The 17600-nt window shown below is 42.0% G+C and carries 15 protein-coding genes; 10 read left to right on the top strand and 5 right to left on the bottom strand.

Annotated features, from left to right (window positions below; all coding sequences use genetic code 11):
- Positions 1-158: 158 nt before the first annotated feature.
- The 4 genes from lon to WAX86_RS10605 all read left to right on the top strand — a co-directional run bounded on the left by lon (position 159) and on the right by WAX86_RS10605 (position 5695).
- Positions 159-2522 (top strand): endopeptidase La, encoded by a 2364-nt coding sequence (lon, locus tag WAX86_RS10620; protein WP_341488769.1) that lies wholly within the window; start codon positions 159-161, stop codon positions 2520-2522.
- 200 nt (positions 2523-2722) lie between these two features.
- Complete coding sequence (gene hupB / locus WAX86_RS10615) at positions 2723-2995, top strand: nucleoid-associated protein HU-beta (protein ID WP_005298263.1); 273 nt, start codon at positions 2723-2725, stop codon at positions 2993-2995.
- Positions 2996-3345: 350 nt separating this feature from the next.
- Positions 3346-5244, top strand: a complete 1899-nt coding sequence (ppiD, locus tag WAX86_RS10610; RefSeq protein ID WP_341488768.1) for a peptidylprolyl isomerase — start codon at positions 3346-3348, stop codon at positions 5242-5244.
- Positions 5245-5434: 190 nt separating this feature from the next.
- A complete protein-coding gene (locus tag WAX86_RS10605; protein WP_370466065.1) occupies positions 5435-5695 on the top strand; it encodes a ComEA family DNA-binding protein in 261 nt (86 codons plus the stop codon).
- An 84-nt stretch (positions 5696-5779) separates the two neighbouring features.
- Here the strand turns inward: WAX86_RS10605 and WAX86_RS10600 are convergent, their stop codons facing one another.
- Both WAX86_RS10600 and rrtA read right to left on the bottom strand, forming a co-directional pair.
- On the bottom strand, positions 5780-6118 hold the full coding sequence (locus WAX86_RS10600; protein WP_086957111.1) for a DUF1971 domain-containing protein: 339 nt from the start codon (positions 6116-6118) through the stop codon (positions 5780-5782).
- An 86-nt stretch (positions 6119-6204) separates the two neighbouring features.
- Positions 6205-6762: a rhombosortase gene (gene rrtA / locus WAX86_RS10595; RefSeq protein ID WP_341488767.1), complete on the bottom strand. Its 558-nt coding sequence runs from the start codon at positions 6760-6762 to the stop codon at positions 6205-6207.
- A gap of 9 nt (positions 6763-6771) precedes the next feature.
- Here rrtA and WAX86_RS10590 point away from each other — a divergent pair, with 9 nt between their 5' ends.
- A complete protein-coding gene (locus tag WAX86_RS10590; protein ID WP_151183070.1) occupies positions 6772-7389 on the top strand; it encodes a tRNA-uridine aminocarboxypropyltransferase in 618 nt (205 codons plus the stop codon).
- Positions 7390-7488: 99 nt separating this feature from the next.
- On the opposite strand, the gene WAX86_RS10585 is transcribed toward WAX86_RS10590, so the two are convergent.
- The 3 genes from WAX86_RS10585 to WAX86_RS10575 form a co-directional block, all read right to left on the bottom strand.
- Complete coding sequence (locus WAX86_RS10585) at positions 7489-8817, bottom strand: anti-phage deoxyguanosine triphosphatase (protein WP_065171104.1); 1329 nt, start codon at positions 8815-8817, stop codon at positions 7489-7491.
- Positions 8817-9401, bottom strand: a complete 585-nt coding sequence (gene yfbR, locus WAX86_RS10580) for a 5'-deoxynucleotidase (protein WP_068947009.1) — start codon at positions 9399-9401, stop codon at positions 8817-8819. The genes WAX86_RS10585 and yfbR overlap by 1 nt, the downstream gene beginning before the upstream one ends.
- A gap of 109 nt (positions 9402-9510) precedes the next feature.
- Positions 9511-10725, bottom strand: a complete 1215-nt coding sequence (locus WAX86_RS10575; protein ID WP_068969100.1) for a pyridoxal phosphate-dependent aminotransferase — start codon at positions 10723-10725, stop codon at positions 9511-9513.
- Between the two features lie 468 nt (positions 10726-11193).
- On the opposite strand from WAX86_RS10575, the gene WAX86_RS10570 reads away from it, so the two are divergent.
- The 5 genes from WAX86_RS10570 to menE are packed head-to-tail and all read left to right on the top strand — an operon-like array spanning position 11194 to position 17571.
- A complete protein-coding gene (locus WAX86_RS10570; RefSeq protein ID WP_081282943.1) occupies positions 11194-12561 on the top strand; it encodes an isochorismate synthase MenF in 1368 nt (455 codons plus the stop codon).
- Positions 12543-14318, top strand: a complete 1776-nt coding sequence (gene menD / locus WAX86_RS10565) for a 2-succinyl-5-enolpyruvyl-6-hydroxy-3-cyclohexene-1-carboxylic-acid synthase (RefSeq protein WP_341488766.1) — start codon at positions 12543-12545, stop codon at positions 14316-14318. Before WAX86_RS10570 ends, menD begins: the two co-directional genes overlap by 19 nt.
- Positions 14302-15126 (top strand): 2-succinyl-6-hydroxy-2,4-cyclohexadiene-1-carboxylate synthase, encoded by an 825-nt coding sequence (gene menH, locus WAX86_RS10560; protein ID WP_341488765.1) that lies wholly within the window; start codon positions 14302-14304, stop codon positions 15124-15126. The genes menD and menH overlap by 17 nt, the downstream gene beginning before the upstream one ends.
- A gap of 52 nt (positions 15127-15178) precedes the next feature.
- Positions 15179-16153 carry an o-succinylbenzoate synthase gene (gene menC / locus WAX86_RS10555; RefSeq protein ID WP_065171098.1) on the top strand — a complete coding sequence of 325 codons (975 nt, stop codon included), beginning with the start codon at positions 15179-15181 and terminating at the stop codon, positions 16151-16153.
- Positions 16141-17571 carry an o-succinylbenzoate--CoA ligase gene (gene menE / locus WAX86_RS10550; protein ID WP_341488764.1) on the top strand — a complete coding sequence of 477 codons (1431 nt, stop codon included), beginning with the start codon at positions 16141-16143 and terminating at the stop codon, positions 17569-17571. Before menC ends, menE begins: the two co-directional genes overlap by 13 nt.
- Positions 17572-17600 lie beyond the last annotated feature (29 nt).

Here is a 17600-nt window from a genome sequence, read left to right as displayed (position 1 = left end):
TTTATTCCGTTGAATCTTGCCAACTTACCCCCATATACTCATTAGAGAAAAGATTTTCAGTCATTTTAAGTTTTTGTTATCCCAACCAGTGAATTGATTTGATTGGGATAAGTTTAGATACTTAAATTGGATTCGTATCGGACGAAAGAGAGAAGAATATGAACCTGGAGCGTTCTGAGCGCCTTGAGATCCCGGTTCTACCACTGCGAGATGTAGTGGTATACCCGCATATGGTTATTCCATTGTTCGTGGGTCGGGAGAAGTCTATTCGTTGTCTTGAAGCAGCGATGGATAACAATAAACAGATTCTGTTGGTGGCACAGAAAGAAGCTGCCACGGATGAACCTTCGATTAGTGATTTGTACGATGTGGGTACAGTCGCCACTATTTTGCAGTTACTGAAACTTCCTGACGGCACTGTGAAAGTGTTAGTTGAAGGTCAGCAGCGTGCCAAAGTAGAGCATCTGATGGATGATGATTTCTTCGTTGCAGAAGCGGAGTATCTCGTTACACCTGAAATGGATGAGCGCGAGCAAGAAGTACTGGTTCGTACTGCAATTAATCAGTTTGATGGCTTTGTTAAACTTAATAAAAAAATTCCACCAGAAGTTCTAACATCGCTAAATGGTATTGATGAAGCGGCTCGTTTAGCTGATACCATTGCCGCTCATATGCCACTTAAGTTGGCTGATAAACAAAAAGTACTTGAAATTGTTGATATTACAGAACGTCTTGAGTTCTTAATGGCAATGATGGAATCGGAAATCGATCTGCTACAAGTTGAAAAACGCATTCGTGGTCGCGTTAAAAAGCAGATGGAAAAGAGCCAGCGCGAGTACTACCTAAATGAGCAGATGAAGGCTATCCAAAAAGAATTGGGTGATCTTGATGATGCTCCAGATGAATTTGAAGCTCTGAAGGCTAAGATTGATGAATCTAAAATGCCGGCAGAAGCGAAAGAAAAAACAGAGCAAGAACTACAAAAGTTAAAAATGATGTCGCCGATGTCTGCTGAAGCAACAGTGGTTCGTGGCTACATTGATTGGATGCTTAATGTACCTTGGCATAAGCGTTCAAAAGTGAAGAAAGACCTTGCAAAAGCAGAAGAGATCTTAAATTCAGATCACTATGGCTTAGAGCGTGTTAAAGAACGAATTCTTGAGTATTTAGCCGTTCAAAGCCGGGTGAATAAGCTAAAAGGCCCGATTTTATGTCTTGTAGGTCCTCCTGGTGTTGGTAAGACATCTCTAGGTCAATCGATTGCAGCGGCTACGGGTCGTAAGTATGTACGAATGGCTCTAGGTGGTGTACGCGATGAAGCTGAAATTCGAGGTCACCGCCGTACTTATATCGGTTCTATGCCGGGTAAATTGATCCAGAAAATGGCAAAAGTAGGAGTGAAAAATCCACTATTCTTGCTTGATGAGATCGATAAAATGTCTTCAGATATGCGTGGCGATCCGGCATCAGCATTGCTTGAAGTATTAGACCCTGAGCAAAATAACGCCTTTAACGATCACTATCTAGAAGTGGATTACGATCTATCGGATGTTATGTTCGTTGCAACGTCTAACTCAATGAATATCCCAGGCCCTTTGCTTGATCGTATGGAAGTTATTCGTTTATCCGGCTACACCGAAGACGAGAAACTAAACATCGCTAAGCGCCATTTACTTGATAAACAGATCAAACGAAATGGTTTAAAACCTGGTGAAGTTGATGTCGATGATTCTGCGTTAATTGGTATTATTCGTTACTACACTCGTGAAGCGGGCGTTCGTGGTCTTGAGCGTGAAATTTCAAAATTATGCCGTAAAGCAGTAAAAGAAATTTTATTGAACAAAGATGTGAAGACTGTGTCTATTAGCCAAGATAATCTAAAAGACTATCTAGGTGTTCAACGCTTTGATTACGGTAAAGCAGACGAGAGTAACCGTGTAGGTCAAGTTGTTGGCCTAGCTTGGACTGAAGTGGGTGGTGATTTACTAACTATTGAAACTGAATCCATGCCAGGTAAAGGAAAGTTAACCTACACTGGTTCCTTGGGCGATGTGATGCAAGAGTCGATTCAAGCTGCAATGACAGTGGTTCGTACTCGATCTGAGCGACTTGGTATTGCTTCTGACTTCTATGAAAAACGTGATATCCATGTTCACGTTCCTGAAGGTGCAACACCAAAAGATGGCCCAAGTGCGGGTATTGCGATGTGTACAGCATTGGTTTCTAGCCTAACGGGTAATCCTGTTCGTGCTGACGTTGCTATGACAGGTGAAATTACCCTGCGTGGTGAAGTACTGCCAATTGGTGGTTTAAAAGAGAAACTGCTGGCTGCACACCGTGGTGGAATTAAGACCGTTCTGATTCCAAAAGAGAACGAACGCGATCTTGAAGAAATCCCAGCGAATGTTATTGCTGATTTAGATGTACGACCTGTACGCTGGATTGATGAAGTTCTGACAATTGCATTGCAAAATCATCCTGAAGGCATCGAACTTGTTCGTGCGCAAAACAGTGATGCGTAGCAAAGTTAAGTAAAGAAAGAACGCTTTCAAGAATAAAATCCTTGTCAGCGTTTTTTTGTGCCGCTATAAGTGGATCCAATAACAGCGCGGTGCTGAACTGGTTTCGAATCATAAAAGATTAATTTGTTTTTTACCTACAATACAGTGACGTTTAGAAAAGGATGTGACTTGTAGGACTTGTTCATTAAGGGGATGAAACTGTGAACAAAACTCAATTAGTAGATAAAATCGCAGAAAACGCAGACATTTCAAAAGCATCAGCTGGTCGCGCTTTAGACGCATTTATTGAAGCTGTATCTGATACTTTAAAATCAGGTGATCAAGTAGCGCTTGTTGGCTTTGGTACTTTCTCTGTGCGTGAACGTGCAGCTCGTACTGGCCGTAACCCACAAACTGGTGCTGAGATTCAAATCGCAGCAGCAAAAGTACCTGGCTTTAAAGCAGGTAAAGCGCTTAAAGATTCTGTAAACTAATACCTTGAGCTCATTATGATGATTCCACTTGTTGAGAATCTTCAATAATCGAGCAAGAGCGTTTATACTCTTATTTTAATGAGCGCATCATCATGGTGCGCTTTTTTAATATTAAAACAGCTGGTTATACCAATTAGCATAAAGAGATAGTGACATTTATTTCGTTATCCCGATTGGTATTGAGTAGATTTACCGTTGTAAATAGTATCCTTCGATTTATTGGCCTAAAATTTGATTAATAATGACTTAGGGATGAACACTTTTTACATGGGTTTAGCTAAAAAAATACCAGTAAACGTAAATCTACCTGGTTGATAGCCAACTCGATATAGTAGGGGATACGGCGAGTTATGATGGAGCGATTGCGCGACGGCGCCAATAGCATTTGGTTTAAGATTATTCTTAGCCTAATTATTTTATCTTTTGTCTTTGCAGGCGTAGGCAGCTACTTAGCAAGTAATAACGAGCAAGTTGCAGCAAAAGTCGATGGACAAGAAATCAGTCAACGTGAGTTTGAGCAAGCGTATCAAAACGAACGTAATCGTATGCAAGCACAGCTTGGTGAAAACTTCTCAAATCTATTGGGTAATCCTCAATATGTGCAGCAGTTCCGCCGTAGTGTTCTTGAGCGTATGATCAACGATGTTCTGATCCAAAAACGAGCTCATGAATTAGGTCTACGTGTTAGTGACCAGCAAATTCGTGATGCGATTTTTGCGATGCCAGAGTTTAAAGTTGACGGTAAGTTTAATAACGAGCAGTACAATCTATTGCTTCGTCGCTCTGGTATCACACCTGAGCAATTTGCTGAATCTCTACGTACCGATCTTCTTCGTCAGCAGTTCCTTGGTGCTATCGAAGGCAGTGATTTTGCTCTAAGTGGCGAGGTGAATGAACTTCGTATGCTTGAGTCTCAAGAGCGTGTTATTCGTACTCTGACCTTGAACCTTGCTGATTTTACTAAGAAAGCAGAAGCTTCTATTACAGAAGAGCAAGAAAAAGCATTCTATGAGCAAAATCCACAGCAATTTACTCGTCCAGCTCAAGTTAAAGTGTCTTACGTTGAGATTACAGGCGATAAGCTAAAAGATTCTATTGAAGTTTCTGATGCTGATGCACAAGCGTATTACAATGAACACAAAGACAAATTCAGTACGCCTGAAAAACGTCAAGTGAGCCACATTTTAATTACAGGTGACTCAGCTGCATCAAAAGAGAAGGCTGAAGCAATTTTAGCTCAACTTAAAGATGGTGCTAATTTCGCTGAGCTTGCAAAGAAAGATTCTGATGACAAATTCAGCGCTAAAGATGGCGGTAAGCTAGAGTGGTTTGAAAAAGGCGTGATGGACCCGGCATTTGAAGATGCGGCATTTGCTCTTGCTAAACCGGGCGATCTATCTGGTGTTGTGAAGTCATCTTTTGGCTACCACATCATCCTTCTAGATGGTATTGAACTGGCAAAAGCAAAACCATTTGCTGATGTGAAAGCTGAAATTATCGCTGATATCAAATCGCAAAAAGCTGGCGATGAATTTTATGCGATGCAAACTAAGCTAGCTGAAACAGCATTTGAATCACCAGATTCATTAGATGAAGCAGCTGAAGCAGTTAAAGCAAAAGTTCACTCAACAGACTTCTTCTCAGAGCAAACAGCACCGGGTGTGTTGAACAATCCTAAAGTTCTACAGGCGCTACAAAGCCCTGAAGTTCGTGAAGATGGTATGAACTCTGATGCGATTGAAGTTGGTCCAGAACACGTTGTTGTCGTTCGCGTTGATGATGCTCGTGATGAAACAGTTCTACCATTTAAAGATGTTGAAGCTAAAGTGAAATCACTATTGGCTCAACGCGATGGTGAGCAACAAGCTCAGAAGAAAGCCGATGAGCTAGTTGCACAGTTACGTGATGGTAAGTCAGAGCAACTAACCAAAGAAGGTTATAGTTTCTCTGGTGAGCAAACAATCACTCGTTCAGGTCCTGATTACCAAGTATCTCAAGTAGCATTCCGTCTTGCTAAGCCTCAAGCTGGCAAAGCAACTTACGGTGTGACTCGTGATGCAAAAGGTAACGTGCTAATTGTTCAGCTTGATAAAGTAATTGATCAAGATGTTGCTAAAGAAGCGGCAGATCCTCAATTTACTCAGCAAGTTGAGCAGATGAACGCACAACAAGATATGGCGACAACGATTCAAACACTTCGTGAAACCGCTGATATCTCAACTCCAGTATTGGAACAATCTACCAATTAATTGAAATTGATAGATCTATCAACGGGCTGCCATTGTGCAGCCCGTTTTGTTTTGGGGCCTATAACCTACAAAATAATAAGGCTCTTTTTCTACACTGCTCGTACACGGTATGTTGTGTATTAATTTTTTCTTAACAAGAGAATAGAGAAGAGAAGGTAGAGATATGAAACAAGGATTTGTTGCTGTAGTAATGGCATTAGCAATGCTACTTACCCCGTTAGCTTATGCAGCGAAAGATAAGTACGAAGATATTGAAATTGTTGTCAATATTAATAAAGCAAATGCAGAAGAGTTGGATAAATTACTGGTTGGAATTGGTCCAGATAAGGCTGAAAATATTATCCAATATCGTAAGCAGAATGGTAAATTTGCGACCGCAGATGATCTTGCTAAGGTAAAAGGTATTGGTCCCTCTACCGTAGAAAAAAACCGCGATCGCATTGAACTGTAGGATATGTTTTTAGTTATTAGTTAGCTAATTTGCTAGTACCAATCTGCCCATTAATCAGATTGGTACTTTTGTATTATGGACTATTTATTTTTTTGCCGAGAACAGTGGTTGATTTTTCTTATCTTTATTTGACCAGAAATTAATATTGAATTGCGCATCATCAGACATTTCAATACGGTGCCAATATTGTGGAGGGCTAGTAGCGAATTGACCTGCATTGATCACCACTTTAACCTCTGGTTCTGTTGCATTTTCATCTGCAAAACCGTAATAGGTAACTTGTCCTTCCATAACACAAAGCTGTCCAAAAACACCTTCTGCAGTATTATGATGAGTTAACAGTGCTGCTGGTACATTATCTTTAGTAAAGAATGGGGTAGAGCGCTGAACTGTCCAATCTGCAGGAATACGTAGGTGACTCATAGGAACCTCTCTCAGGCTGTTCTTTAAAACATGTATAAACAATACTACTTTTAATGTTTGATGCAAGAACTTTTTGAGAATTATTCTCAATATGAGTTTTCATTTTTTTGTATATAAGAGCTAAGACCAATAAAGGTGCCCGTAATTGCGCCAATTAAGTGAGCTTGAACGGCAACATGGGCCCCGATAAGTGATGCTGATTCTGCTGAACCGCCACTAAAGCAATCCCAACCAACCTTGGCCGCAAGTGCCAGTAATAAAAGATATCCTTCTTTATTTTTACTTTGGATATCTTTAACTGCTCCCCAAGCAAATAATCCGTGAAGTACCCCCGAGAATCCTGCGTACCACAGAATAGAAGTTGCGAATAACCCAATACCAATGGCTATACTCAGGGCGAAAATAACTAAGGTGTAGATTTTAGGTTGGAAATGTCGGCGGAAAATAAAAGTGATGATAATAAAACCAATTGAGTTCATGATTAAGTGAGGCCAATTGGTATGAGTGATATTTCCTGTTACGATCCGCCAGACCTCGCCATCTAAAATGGCGTTTCGATCCCAATTAAGATATGGTGCAAGGCTTGGAAATTGGGCGATAACACCAATAATAATGGCTAACAACAAATACGTACGAATAGACAAGATAACCTCATGAGCCGATACTGTAAGCAGTGTGGAAAGGCAATTAAAGCCTGTATTTGCCACTGGATTCAAACTATTGATGCTAAAACTGAACTGTGGATATTACAACATCCAAGTGAAACTAAGCGTGCAATTGGTACCGCTCGTATACTGACATTATCATTACCTAATAGTCGCTTATTTGTAGGCGAAGATTTTTCTGATCATCAAGAACTTAATCAGTTACTGGCTGATCCTGGTCGTCAAGCTTATGTGATTTATCCCGGAGAAGGCGCATTACCTATTTCTCAGGTAGCACAGTCCGCCGATGCTAGCGCTATTCAAACATTAATTTTGCTTGATGGTACTTGGAAGAAAGCATTTAAAATGTGGCAACTTTCATCAAACTTGCAGCAGTTACCCGCAGTGATGCTCGATAATGCTGATAACGGAAATTATCGAATTCGTAAGTCTCCCAAAGAAAATGGGGTTTCAACGGTTGAAGCGGGATTTTTAGCGCTGTCTGCAATGGAACCACCCCAGTCGCGCTATATCCCACTACTTGAAACCTTTGAACGTATGATTGATTTTCAGATAAAGCAGATGCCAGAAGGCGTATTTGAGCGAAATTATGGCGATGAAAGGTAAATAAAATCCAAGCATCGAGATGATGAGAGTGTTAAGAAAGGGCTTTAACACTCTATTGCTCTATGGTTAAATTTCTCGCTTCTCGCTTCTCGCTTCTCGCTACCCAAGTAATCTCTCATATAACCTTTGCGTATACCCATCTGTCATTCCAGAAATGTAATCTGCAATAACACGCATCGGATTACTTTCGTTCGTGCATGCTTCAAACCATCGTTGACGAGTCTCTTCTGGCAGTAAACGCTCAGGATCTGAGGCAAAGACTTCAAACAGTTCCATCACCAGCTGCTGGCCTTTGTATTCAAACAGTTGGATCTCTGGTTTTTTCACCACGTAGATGCTGACAAATTGTTTTAGCGTATTAAGAACCAGTTCCATGGTATCAGATAGATAAGCGTTCCATTGCAGTAGTGGTTCATCAAAGCGATGGATTCCGTCTTGAATGCTAGGGGCGATATTAATTGAGGTCAAAAGTGCGTTAACGAGTGCGCCAATCGCATCTTTTCGCTCATGATGAGAGCCAAACATTTGATCACTGATTTTAGATATTTGCTCTTCAATCCAAGGATCGCCACATTCAGCGAGTTTACTGGCTACCGCTTCTTGCCACTGTTCTCGGGTAACAATACCCATAACAATAGCATCTTCTAAATCGTGGACCCCGTAAGCAATATCATCAGCCAATTCCATAATAGAGCAATCAAGAGATTTAAAACGAGTCTTCAGTGGAGTGATATCATCAATTCGACTACAGCGCATCTGATTAAACAGACTGCGGTCATTATCACTGAGCAGAGCGAGTACCCAATCAAAGGTGGCTTTATCATCATCATAGATCCCTTTTGCCGGATGCCATTCACTGGCTTTCATACGGCGAAAGTTCGGTACTTCAGGTGGAAAAACAAGTGGTTGAGTTTGACTAAGTAATGCGGGGTATTTAATTAATCCTAACAAAGTGCGTCGAGCCAGATTCATCCCTAAATTTTCAGTATAAGGCTCTAAATGAGTAACAATACGAAAGGTTTGAGCATTACCTTCAAAACCACCATGTTTGTGCATCATATAGTTAAGCGCGACTTCACCACCATGACCAAAGGGAGGGTGACCAATATCATGAGCTAGGCACAAACTTTCCATTAAGCTAGTTGACGGCAGTAAGGCGCGAAAATTTGGTTGTTTTAGCTTAAGTTGTGCCACGATTCCCGTACCAATTTGTGATACTTCTAGGGAGTGAGTTAAACGAGTTCGGTAGAAATCATCTAACCCAGTGCTGTGGACTTGGGTTTTGGCCTGAAGCCGGCGAAATGCGGCAGAGTGTAAGATACGGGCACGATCTCGTTGAAAAGCTGAGCGGTGATCATTGCGTCGCATTTTTTGTTCGTTACTGTAGCGCTCTTGCCATAGTTCACTTAAATCAAACTCGCTAGTCATTAACTGATCTCATCTAACGTTAAAGTAAAGCTCTGAGCAAAGGTCTCTAGAAAATAACGCATTTCAGGGGTTTCGCGTGCAGCTAGTGTCTCTTCCAAACGCTTCTTCGCTTGGGCAAATTCGTGGTTTCCGGCATTAAGTTCTTCTAAACATTTTAAATAAGCACACAAAGAATCCGCCTGTTTAACTATATGGTAGTCATCTGGGTCGATACAGTGGCTATCTAATAGCGGTGCGTAATCTTGGTGAAACTCTTCCGGTAGCATGGAGAGTAGCTTTTGCTCTGCCGCTAATTCTATTTTTTTATACTCTTCGGCAATGGCTGGGTTGTAGTATTTGATGGGGGTTGGCATATCACCTGTCAGCACTTCACTACAATCATGAAATAGACCTAAAAGTGCTATTTTTTCAGGGTTGGTTGTTCCGTTGAATTTTCGGTTTTTGATTAAAGCAAGCGCATGAGCAACAAAAGCGACCTGGAGACTGTGCTCTGAAATATTTTCGCTAGATACGCAGCGCATTAAGGGCCAGCGTTGAATTAATTTCATTCTCGCTAGATGGGCAAAAAAGTGACTTTGTTTCATGAGGCTTCCTTGTTACTGCAACGGTTATACCCAAGTCACTGGGGATATAACATCTATCCTAATAGAAAAAAGCCCCAGTATGAACTGAGGCTTAAGATATATCTTTAATTTATTGACGGTAACCACTTAAGAAGCGTTCTAGGCGACCTATCGCAATTTCTAGGTCATCAACACGTGGTAGGGTCACAATTCGGAAGTGATCTGGCTGCTTCCAGTTAAAACCTGTGCCATGAACCACTAATACTTTTTCTTGTTGAAGGAAATCCAGAGCCATTCTCTGGTCATCCACAATATTAAATTTCTTTTGATCCAATTTCGGGAACATGTATAACGCACCTTTCGGTTTTACACACGACACACCAGGGATCTGAGTGAGTAACTCATAGGCTTTATTGCGCTGCTCAAGTAGACGGCCACCCGGTAGAATTAACTCATTAATACTTTGATAGCCACCCAGCGCTGTTTGAATCGCATGTTGCATTGGTACGTTGGCACATAAACGCATAGATGCCAGCATATCTAAGCCTTCAATGTAACCTTTGGCTTTTTGTCGAGGACCAGATAGCACCATCCAACCGGCACGAAAACCACATACACGATAAGACTTTGATAGTCCGTTAAAGGTAATGCAGAAAACATCTTCGGCCAGAGGCGCAATCGAAGTATGTTGTGCACCGTCATATAAGATCTTATCGTAGATCTCATCGGCAAAAATGATCAAATTATGCTGGCGAGCAATCTCAACAACTTCTAGTAAAAAGTCTCGGCTATATACGGCACCGGTTGGGTTGTTTGGGTTAATTAAGACGATACCCTTAGTTTGTGGGGTAATTTTCTTCTTAATATCATCCAAGTCAGGATACCAATCGGATTCCTCATCACAGATATAATGAACTGGTGTGCCCCCAGATAAGGAAACGGCAGCGGTCCATAATGGATAATCCGGTGAAGGGACGAGAATTTCATCTTGATGATCAAGTAGAGCTTGCATCGCCATAACGATCAATTCAGAAACACCGTTACCAATGTAGACATCTTCAACATCAAGGTCGAGCATGCCACGTTTTTGGTAGTGCTGCACAATTGCTTTACGGGCAGGGTAGATCCCTTTTGAATCACAGTACCCTTGTGAGGTCGGTAAATTACGAATCACATCAACAAGAATTTCATCCGGTGCGTCAAAACCAAATGGCGCAGGATTTCCAATGTTGAGTTTAATGATTTTTTGCCCTTCTTCTTCCATGCGTTTGGCATGCTTTAGAACGGGACCTCGTATGTCGTAACAAACGTTATTCAGTTTGGAAGACATCCCGAAATTTTGCATTTGTGTATTCCTGCTAAGAAAAGATGATATTCGACACATTACACTAAAAAACAAACTAAGAGGAATACCTTGTTAGTAAAAATGACGTCAAACAGAATTATATTTCGTGATAAGGTTCTCAATTAGGTGTAATAAACTAGTGTTTTATTAATGGGTTGGGAAGATGTGCCAAAATGAGCTTAAAAACAAGATACTCACTTCATTAGTCATTATGGTTTTGATGATGTAAAATTACCAATTCTTAAAAAATGGTGAATGATTAAGTAATATTTTGCTTTATTTTACTTATTTGCCTGAAAATTATGACTATCACTATATCAATTTGAATAAATTGTAGACTTTGATGATTTCAGTTTTATTCAAATGGGTATTTATAAAAAATAAAGATAGCATCGATTAATGATGTTTGAGCAATGATCAGCCAGGGATGAGCCGTTATTGGTGCAATGTGAGCTGAGTGAGGTTACCTTGACTGCGTTACAACAAGCTGTTGAGCATTTAATTGCTAAAATCCAACAAGCCAAGCAAACAACTCATCGTGTAATGGTGCAGTTAGATTTGCCTATCCAAGCAGAACTGATTGATTGGATGGAAAACCAACCTGTATTTCCTAAATTTTATTGGCAATCTCGTGATGGCCAAGAAGAGGTTGTCGCTTTAGGTCAAGTAAAAACCTTTACTGACCCATTAGCGGCAGAAAAAGTGATTCATGACGATCAACGAGTCTGGGGCGGTCGCTCTTTTGATGGTCGTACTGATCGTAATCGACGCTGTTTATCGGCTTTTTTCTTTCTGCCCCAACTTGAGATTATGCGCCACGGCCAAACATGGTCAGTTGCGATTAATTTAGGGGACGATTACCAAAAAGTGCTAGATGGCTTGGCGAAATTACGCTTTTCATCTGTTGTGGTTGATGAAATCTCAAGCCGTATTGTCAATCGTACCTATGCTCCGGACTTTTCGGGTTGGGCATCTATGATAGGCCAAGCGTTAGATGCGATTTCTCATAAAGTTTTTGAGAAAGTTGTATTGGCTCGACGCACGACGTTACAACTGGATACCCCCGTAACTCCTGCGCAGATGATGAAAGCGAGCCGAGCTAATAACAGCAACAGTTTTCATTTTATGATGGCGCTTGATGCACAGCACTGCTTTATTGGTTCAACGCCAGAGCGCCTATTTCAGCGCCACGATCATGCGCTACAAACAGAGGCTTTAGCCGGTACTATAGGTCGAGGTAAAACCGCTCGTGAAGATGATGAGTTAGCCAGTTGGTTGATGAATGACAACAAAAATGGCTATGAAAATCAGCTTGTTGTCGATGATATTGTAAGCCGTCTTAATTCGTGTAGCCACTCTCTTCATGTTGCTCATCAACCAGAGTTAGTACGTCTTCGTAAGGTACAGCATATCAAACGTCATATTGAAGCAGAGCTTAACCCTCAAGTTTTCAATACAGAATTACTCCATAATCTACAGCCAACAGCTGCTATTGCGGGACTTCCTCGAGAAAAGGCGATGGAATTTATTTCTGAACACGAACCGTTTTCTCGTGGTTGGTATAGTGGCGCAGTTGGGTATTTAAGTCGTCAGCATAGCGAGTTTTGTGTTGCAATTCGCAGTGCCTTGATTGCAGGTGAAGAACTGCATCTGTTTGCGGGCGCAGGTATTGTTCCAGGCTCAGATCCAAGTAGTGAATGGAAAGAACTTAATCGTAAAACCTCAACTCTTTGCAGTTTATTTGAGTCTCTACCATCGGATATTGAAGCAAAAAAGGCTTCAATGATGCAGTTAGAGACTTGGGAGCAAAATGAAAAATGGCAGCAAACGGCGTAACATCCACTGTCTTAACTAACTCAAACTCCTACCGTGCCTCGCTCAATAAACTTTGGGCGAGCCTTATGTTGGAAGAGTTAACGCGTCTTGGCGTTGAACATATCTGTATCGCGCCAGGGTCTCGTTCTACACCTTTAACTTTAGCCGCTTCAAATAACCCTAAATTAACGATTCATACTCACTTTGATGAACGTGGTTTAGGATTTATGGCCTTAGGTATTGCAAAAGCGAGTCAAAAGCCGGTTGCCGTTGTGGTTACATCGGGAACGGCGGTTGCAAACTTGCTGCCAGCAGTCGCAGAATCGGGTCTAACGGGTGAAAAGCTGGTTATGTTAACTTCTGACCGTCCCGCTGAATTGATTCAATGTGGTGCTAATCAGGCTATCCGTCAACACGGGATCTTCTCTAGCCATGCAACCGCATTTATTGATATTCCATCACCAACCTTAGATATCTCACCAAGTTGGTTATTGGCGGCGATTGATGACTTAATGCAACAGCAAGCCCAGCGCGGTGGTACAGTGCATTTTAATTGTCATTATCCAGAACCGCTTTATGGACAAGACTTCGATTTCACCGAATATTTATCACCTGTTGCCCATTGGCAAAATCATGAGTTGGCCTATTGTCAGCACTTAAGTTCTATCCATGCTGATTTTGTTCAATCTCAGACAGAGTGGTCGCAATTTATCTCGAAAAAAGGGGTGATTGTAGTAGGGCGTGTATTACCCAATGAACTGACTTCAATTAAAGCTCTTGCGACGACACTTGGTTGGCCTATTTTGGTGGATCCGCAAGCTGGCGGTAGCAGTGAATGGGCAGGATTTGATATTTGGATGCAAAACCCGGCTGCATTAGATGCCTTATCACAAGCTCAAGTTCTACTGCAATTTGGCGGCCGAATTGTCTCTAAACGTCTGCTGCAATGGATTGGTCAACAGCCATGGCAAGCTTATTGGTTGTTGGATCCCCTTGCTGGGCGATTAGATCAGTGGCATTTATCAGCCCAACGTATTCAAACCGATTGTGGTCAATGGGCACAAGATGCTAAGCAAATGGTGCAATCATCACCTCAAGCAGATTGGGCGTTATCGTTACAAACTGCGGCAAGCAATACTGCGCGGCTGGTGGCCTCCGAGACTACCGAACTCTCCGAGCTTGCTTTAGCTACTCATCTCCGTCATTGGCTACCAACGGGTACTGAACTGTTTTTAGGCAATAGCTTAATTGTTCGTTTGCTGGATATGGTAGGGACTCTGCCTGAGACTGCAACATTTGCCAATCGTGGTGCTTCTGGCATTGATGGTTTGATTGCTACAGCCGCTGGAGTACAGAAAGCGCGTCAAACCCCGATGGTCTGCTTAATTGGTGATACTTCTCTGCTGTATGATCTCAATTCATTAGCATTATTGACTCAAGCGCAGCAGCCAATGGTTGTGATTGTCACGAATAATAACGGCGGCGGAATTTTTGATTTACTGCCCGTTCCCGACCAGCAAAAAGATGATTTCTATCGTATGCCTCACGGACTTTCCTTTGCTCATGCCGCTGCGATGTTTGGTCTGAACTATCAGTGTCCTTCATCTATCGAGGAGTTAGCCTGTGCTGTTCGTGACGGACTCTCTAAAATCACCCCACAAGAGGCCCATCAAGCAACCAGCCAAACGACTGTGATTGAAGTGGTAACACCATCTGGTGAAGCGGGTGATATGCTAAAGGCCTTATTTGCAAAGGTAAAAAATGCGTCTTTATTCTGAGATCTTTTTGCCTAAACAATCACAATCAGACTTATCCTGTCCAACACTTGTTTTCCTACACGGATTACTGGGAAATGGACGGGATTGGCGACATGTAATTGATGAGCTAAGCCATGACTATCCCTGTATTACGTTGGATCTGCCCGGTCATGGTTTTAGTGTTGAGGCCATTCCAACCTCATTTGAGCAGGTGACTCAAGCCATTTTGGAGACACTGGCTGCTCGAAATATAGAACGTTATATTTTGATCGGTTATTCAATGGGTGGGCGTTTAGCAATGCATACGGTGTGTCAGCCTCTGTTAACCCCAAACGCTACCTCGCAGACTTCACAATCATCATTGTTAGGTGCTTTGCTCGGTGTGGTTATTGAGGGGGGCAACCCTGGGATTGAGCCTGAATTGCAAGCTGCTCGATGGAATAATGATACTCACTGGGCTAGACGATTTGACTCTGAGCCATTACCGCAAGTTTTAGCTGACTGGTATCAGCAAAGTGTTTTTTCTTCTTTAAATTATGACCAAAGACAAAGTCTTATAGTTAAACGCAGTCATAATTCAGGTTCTGGTGTAGCACGTATGCTGCTGGCAACATCTTTAGCAAAGCAGCCTCAACTTACGGCCGTTTTACCGCAAGTGACGACACCTATGCTGTATATTTGTGGCAAAAAAGATCAAAAATTCTGTGAACTCGCAACCCAACTTGACCTTGATTACACCATCGTTGAGCAAGCGGGTCACAATGTGCATGTAGAAGCGCCACACGCATTTGCAGCACAAATAAGGACATTCATTCAATCTGTGTCGTAGTGCATTAATACGATGATTTTACTACGACAACTGACATAAAAGGCTATCGATCATGCGAAGCGCTAAGTTATATCAATACCAACTGCCTATGGATTCTGGCGTCATTTTACGTAATCAACGATTGGTTACCCGAGATGGTTTTATTGTTGAACTTAAAGAGGGTGATCGCTGTGGTTTCGGTGAGATTGCGCCTCTTCCTGAATTCAGTCATGAGACACTAGAACAAGCACAGCAGCAAGCTGAGGCATTGATCGAGCAATGGGTTGAAACAGGTGATATGGATTTAAATGCGGTGTCGCCATCTGTTGCTTTTGGTTTTAGCATGGCTCAGTTGGAATTATCTCAAGTACTGCCAGTCGAAGGTAACTATCAAGTTGCTCCACTATGTTCAGGTGATCCAGATGATTTGGTGGTACGCTTAAACCAAATGTCTGGTGATAAAGTTGCGAAAATTAAAGTAGGCTTATATGAAGCTGTGCGTGATGGCATTGTGGCGAATATGTTTTTGGAGTCGATCCCTGAGCTTAAGTTGCGATTGGATGCAAACCGTCAATGGACACCATTAAAAGCACAACAGTTTGCTAAATACGTCAAACCTGAACTTCGTGCCGGCATTGCCTTTTTAGAAGAGCCATGTCGCAATCCAGCAGATAGTTTGGCTTTTGCGCAAGAGACTGGTATTAATATCGCTTGGGATGAAACCGTACGTGATGACGGTTTTGAAGTTAAAGCGGAGCCAGGTGTTGCTGCTATTATTATTAAGCCGACATTAGTGGGTTCGATCGATAAGTGCCGTCAGCTGGTTGAGCAAGCGCATCAACAGGGCTTAACCGCAGTGATCAGTTCGAGCTTAGAATCAAGCTTAGGTCTGAATCAATTAGCACGTGTGGCACAATGGTTAACACCGGGCGTAATTCCAGGGCTAGATACCATGCAGCTGTTTGCTGAGCAGTTAGAAACCCCGTGGCCAGAATCGAACTTACCTGTAAAGGCATTATCGGAGTTAGAGATTATATGCCAGAAATAAATCATGATTTCGTGACTTGGCCTTGGCAATATTGGGCGACAGAACGTAGCGATGATATTGCACTTCGGTTAGGTGGCGATCAGCAACAAGCTAATATGACTTGGTCTCAAGTCTCACACTATATTGATCTTTATGCTCAAAGCTTATTAGCTCAAGGGGTTAAGCGAGATCAGTTGGTTGCTGTTATTGCACCTAATAGTGAACAGACATTATGGATGCTGTTGGCTATTTGGCGTGTAGGGGCTCGCTATGTCGGATTAAACCCTAAGCTGACGAAAGCTGAAGTTTCAACCCAGTTAGCTCAGTTGCAACATGATTTTATCTGGTCTGTAGATTACGATATTACGGGATTATCAGGCCAGACATTAACTCTTGAATTGGCTCAAACCCAGCAGATGATTCCAGTGATGTGGCAAGCGCATCGAGCGGTAACCTTGACTCTAACATCGGGATCAACCGGAACGCCAAAAGCTGCGGTACACTCACCTGAATCTCATCTTGCTAATGCATCGGGTTTACTGGCTCGATTTGGTTATTCAGCAGCTGATACTTGGCTTTTATCTCTGCCGCTATTTCATATTTCTGGAATGGCTATCATTTGGCGTTGGTTATCTCAAGGGGCTTGTTTAGCTATCAATGATAAACAACCTTTAAATGAGGCACTAGATTCTGTTACTCACGCATCATTAGTACCAACGCAATTACAACGTTATTTGGATTATCTAAGCCAAAATCAGCGTACTGCACAATTAAAGCGTGTTTTGTTAGGGGGGGCCATTATTCCGGTCACTTTAACCCAACAAGCAACGAGTCTTGGCATTGAGTGCTGGTGTGGTTATGGCATGACAGAAATGGGCTCAACGGTAACCGCAAAATTGGCTGACGACAGCGCTGGTGTTGGACAAGTTTTACCAAATCGAGAGCTGTTTCTGCGTGATGGCGAGATACTTGTTAAAGGTAAAGCTTTATGCCTTGGGTATTATCGTAATAAAACCATTTTTCCTGTGGTGGGAAATAATGAATTAGAGCCAGAGTGGTTTGCCACTAAAGATCTTGGTATTTGGCACAATGATGAGTTATTTATTCAAGGTCGAGTCGATAATATGTTTATTTCTGGAGGTGAAAATGTGCAGCCAGAAGATATCGAAAAGGTTCTATTAGCTCATCCAAGTGTTCATCAGGCCTTTATCTTACCGATAGCGGATGATGAGTTTGGTCAACGTCCTGTTGCTATTTTGGTCACCAGCCATGCTCTTGATGATGGGTTAGTTGCTCAGTTACAAAGCTACATGGCAGAACATGTGACCAGCTTTAAACGACCAATTCATTATGTGGCATTGCCTGAAATTTTTATGGAATCAGGCATTAAGATTTCTCGTAAACAACTTGCCGATTGGGTAAGCCATTACAGTTTTTAGAACTCATTATTAAAATGGCTTAACAATAA

The sequence above is a fragment of the Photobacterium damselae subsp. damselae genome, assembly GCF_038086725.1.
In the GTDB taxonomy this organism is placed as follows: domain Bacteria; phylum Pseudomonadota; class Gammaproteobacteria; order Enterobacterales; family Vibrionaceae; genus Photobacterium; species Photobacterium damselae.
The sequence above is the reverse complement of the archived record's forward strand: the minus strand, read 5'-3'. Positions and strand labels throughout refer to the sequence as shown.

What these genes read in the sequence shown, in the direction of transcription:
- menD (WP_341488766.1), top strand. Translation starts at nt 12,543, where the DNA reads ATGGCAGCAAACGGCGTAACATCCACTGTCTTAACTAACTCAAACTCC.
- WAX86_RS10590 (WP_151183070.1), top strand. Translation starts at nt 6,772, where the DNA reads ATGAGCCGATACTGTAAGCAGTGTGGAAAGGCAATTAAAGCCTGTATT.
- lon (WP_341488769.1), top strand. Translation starts at nt 159, where the DNA reads ATGAACCTGGAGCGTTCTGAGCGCCTTGAGATCCCGGTTCTACCACTG.
- menH (WP_341488765.1), top strand. Translation starts at nt 14,302, where the DNA reads ATGCGTCTTTATTCTGAGATCTTTTTGCCTAAACAATCACAATCAGAC.
- menE (WP_341488764.1), top strand. Translation starts at nt 16,141, where the DNA reads ATGCCAGAAATAAATCATGATTTCGTGACTTGGCCTTGGCAATATTGG.
- WAX86_RS10575 (WP_068969100.1), bottom strand. Translation starts at nt 10,725, where the DNA reads ATGCAAAATTTCGGGATGTCTTCCAAACTGAATAACGTTTGTTACGAC.
- ppiD (WP_341488768.1), top strand. Translation starts at nt 3,346, where the DNA reads ATGATGGAGCGATTGCGCGACGGCGCCAATAGCATTTGGTTTAAGATT.
- WAX86_RS10585 (WP_065171104.1), bottom strand. Translation starts at nt 8,817, where the DNA reads ATGACTAGCGAGTTTGATTTAAGTGAACTATGGCAAGAGCGCTACAGT.
- WAX86_RS10605 (WP_370466065.1), top strand. Translation starts at nt 5,435, where the DNA reads ATGGCATTAGCAATGCTACTTACCCCGTTAGCTTATGCAGCGAAAGAT.
- yfbR (WP_068947009.1), bottom strand. Translation starts at nt 9,401, where the DNA reads ATGAAACAAAGTCACTTTTTTGCCCATCTAGCGAGAATGAAATTAATT.
- WAX86_RS10600 (WP_086957111.1), bottom strand. Translation starts at nt 6,118, where the DNA reads ATGAGTCACCTACGTATTCCTGCAGATTGGACAGTTCAGCGCTCTACC.
- menC (WP_065171098.1), top strand. Translation starts at nt 15,179, where the DNA reads ATGCGAAGCGCTAAGTTATATCAATACCAACTGCCTATGGATTCTGGC.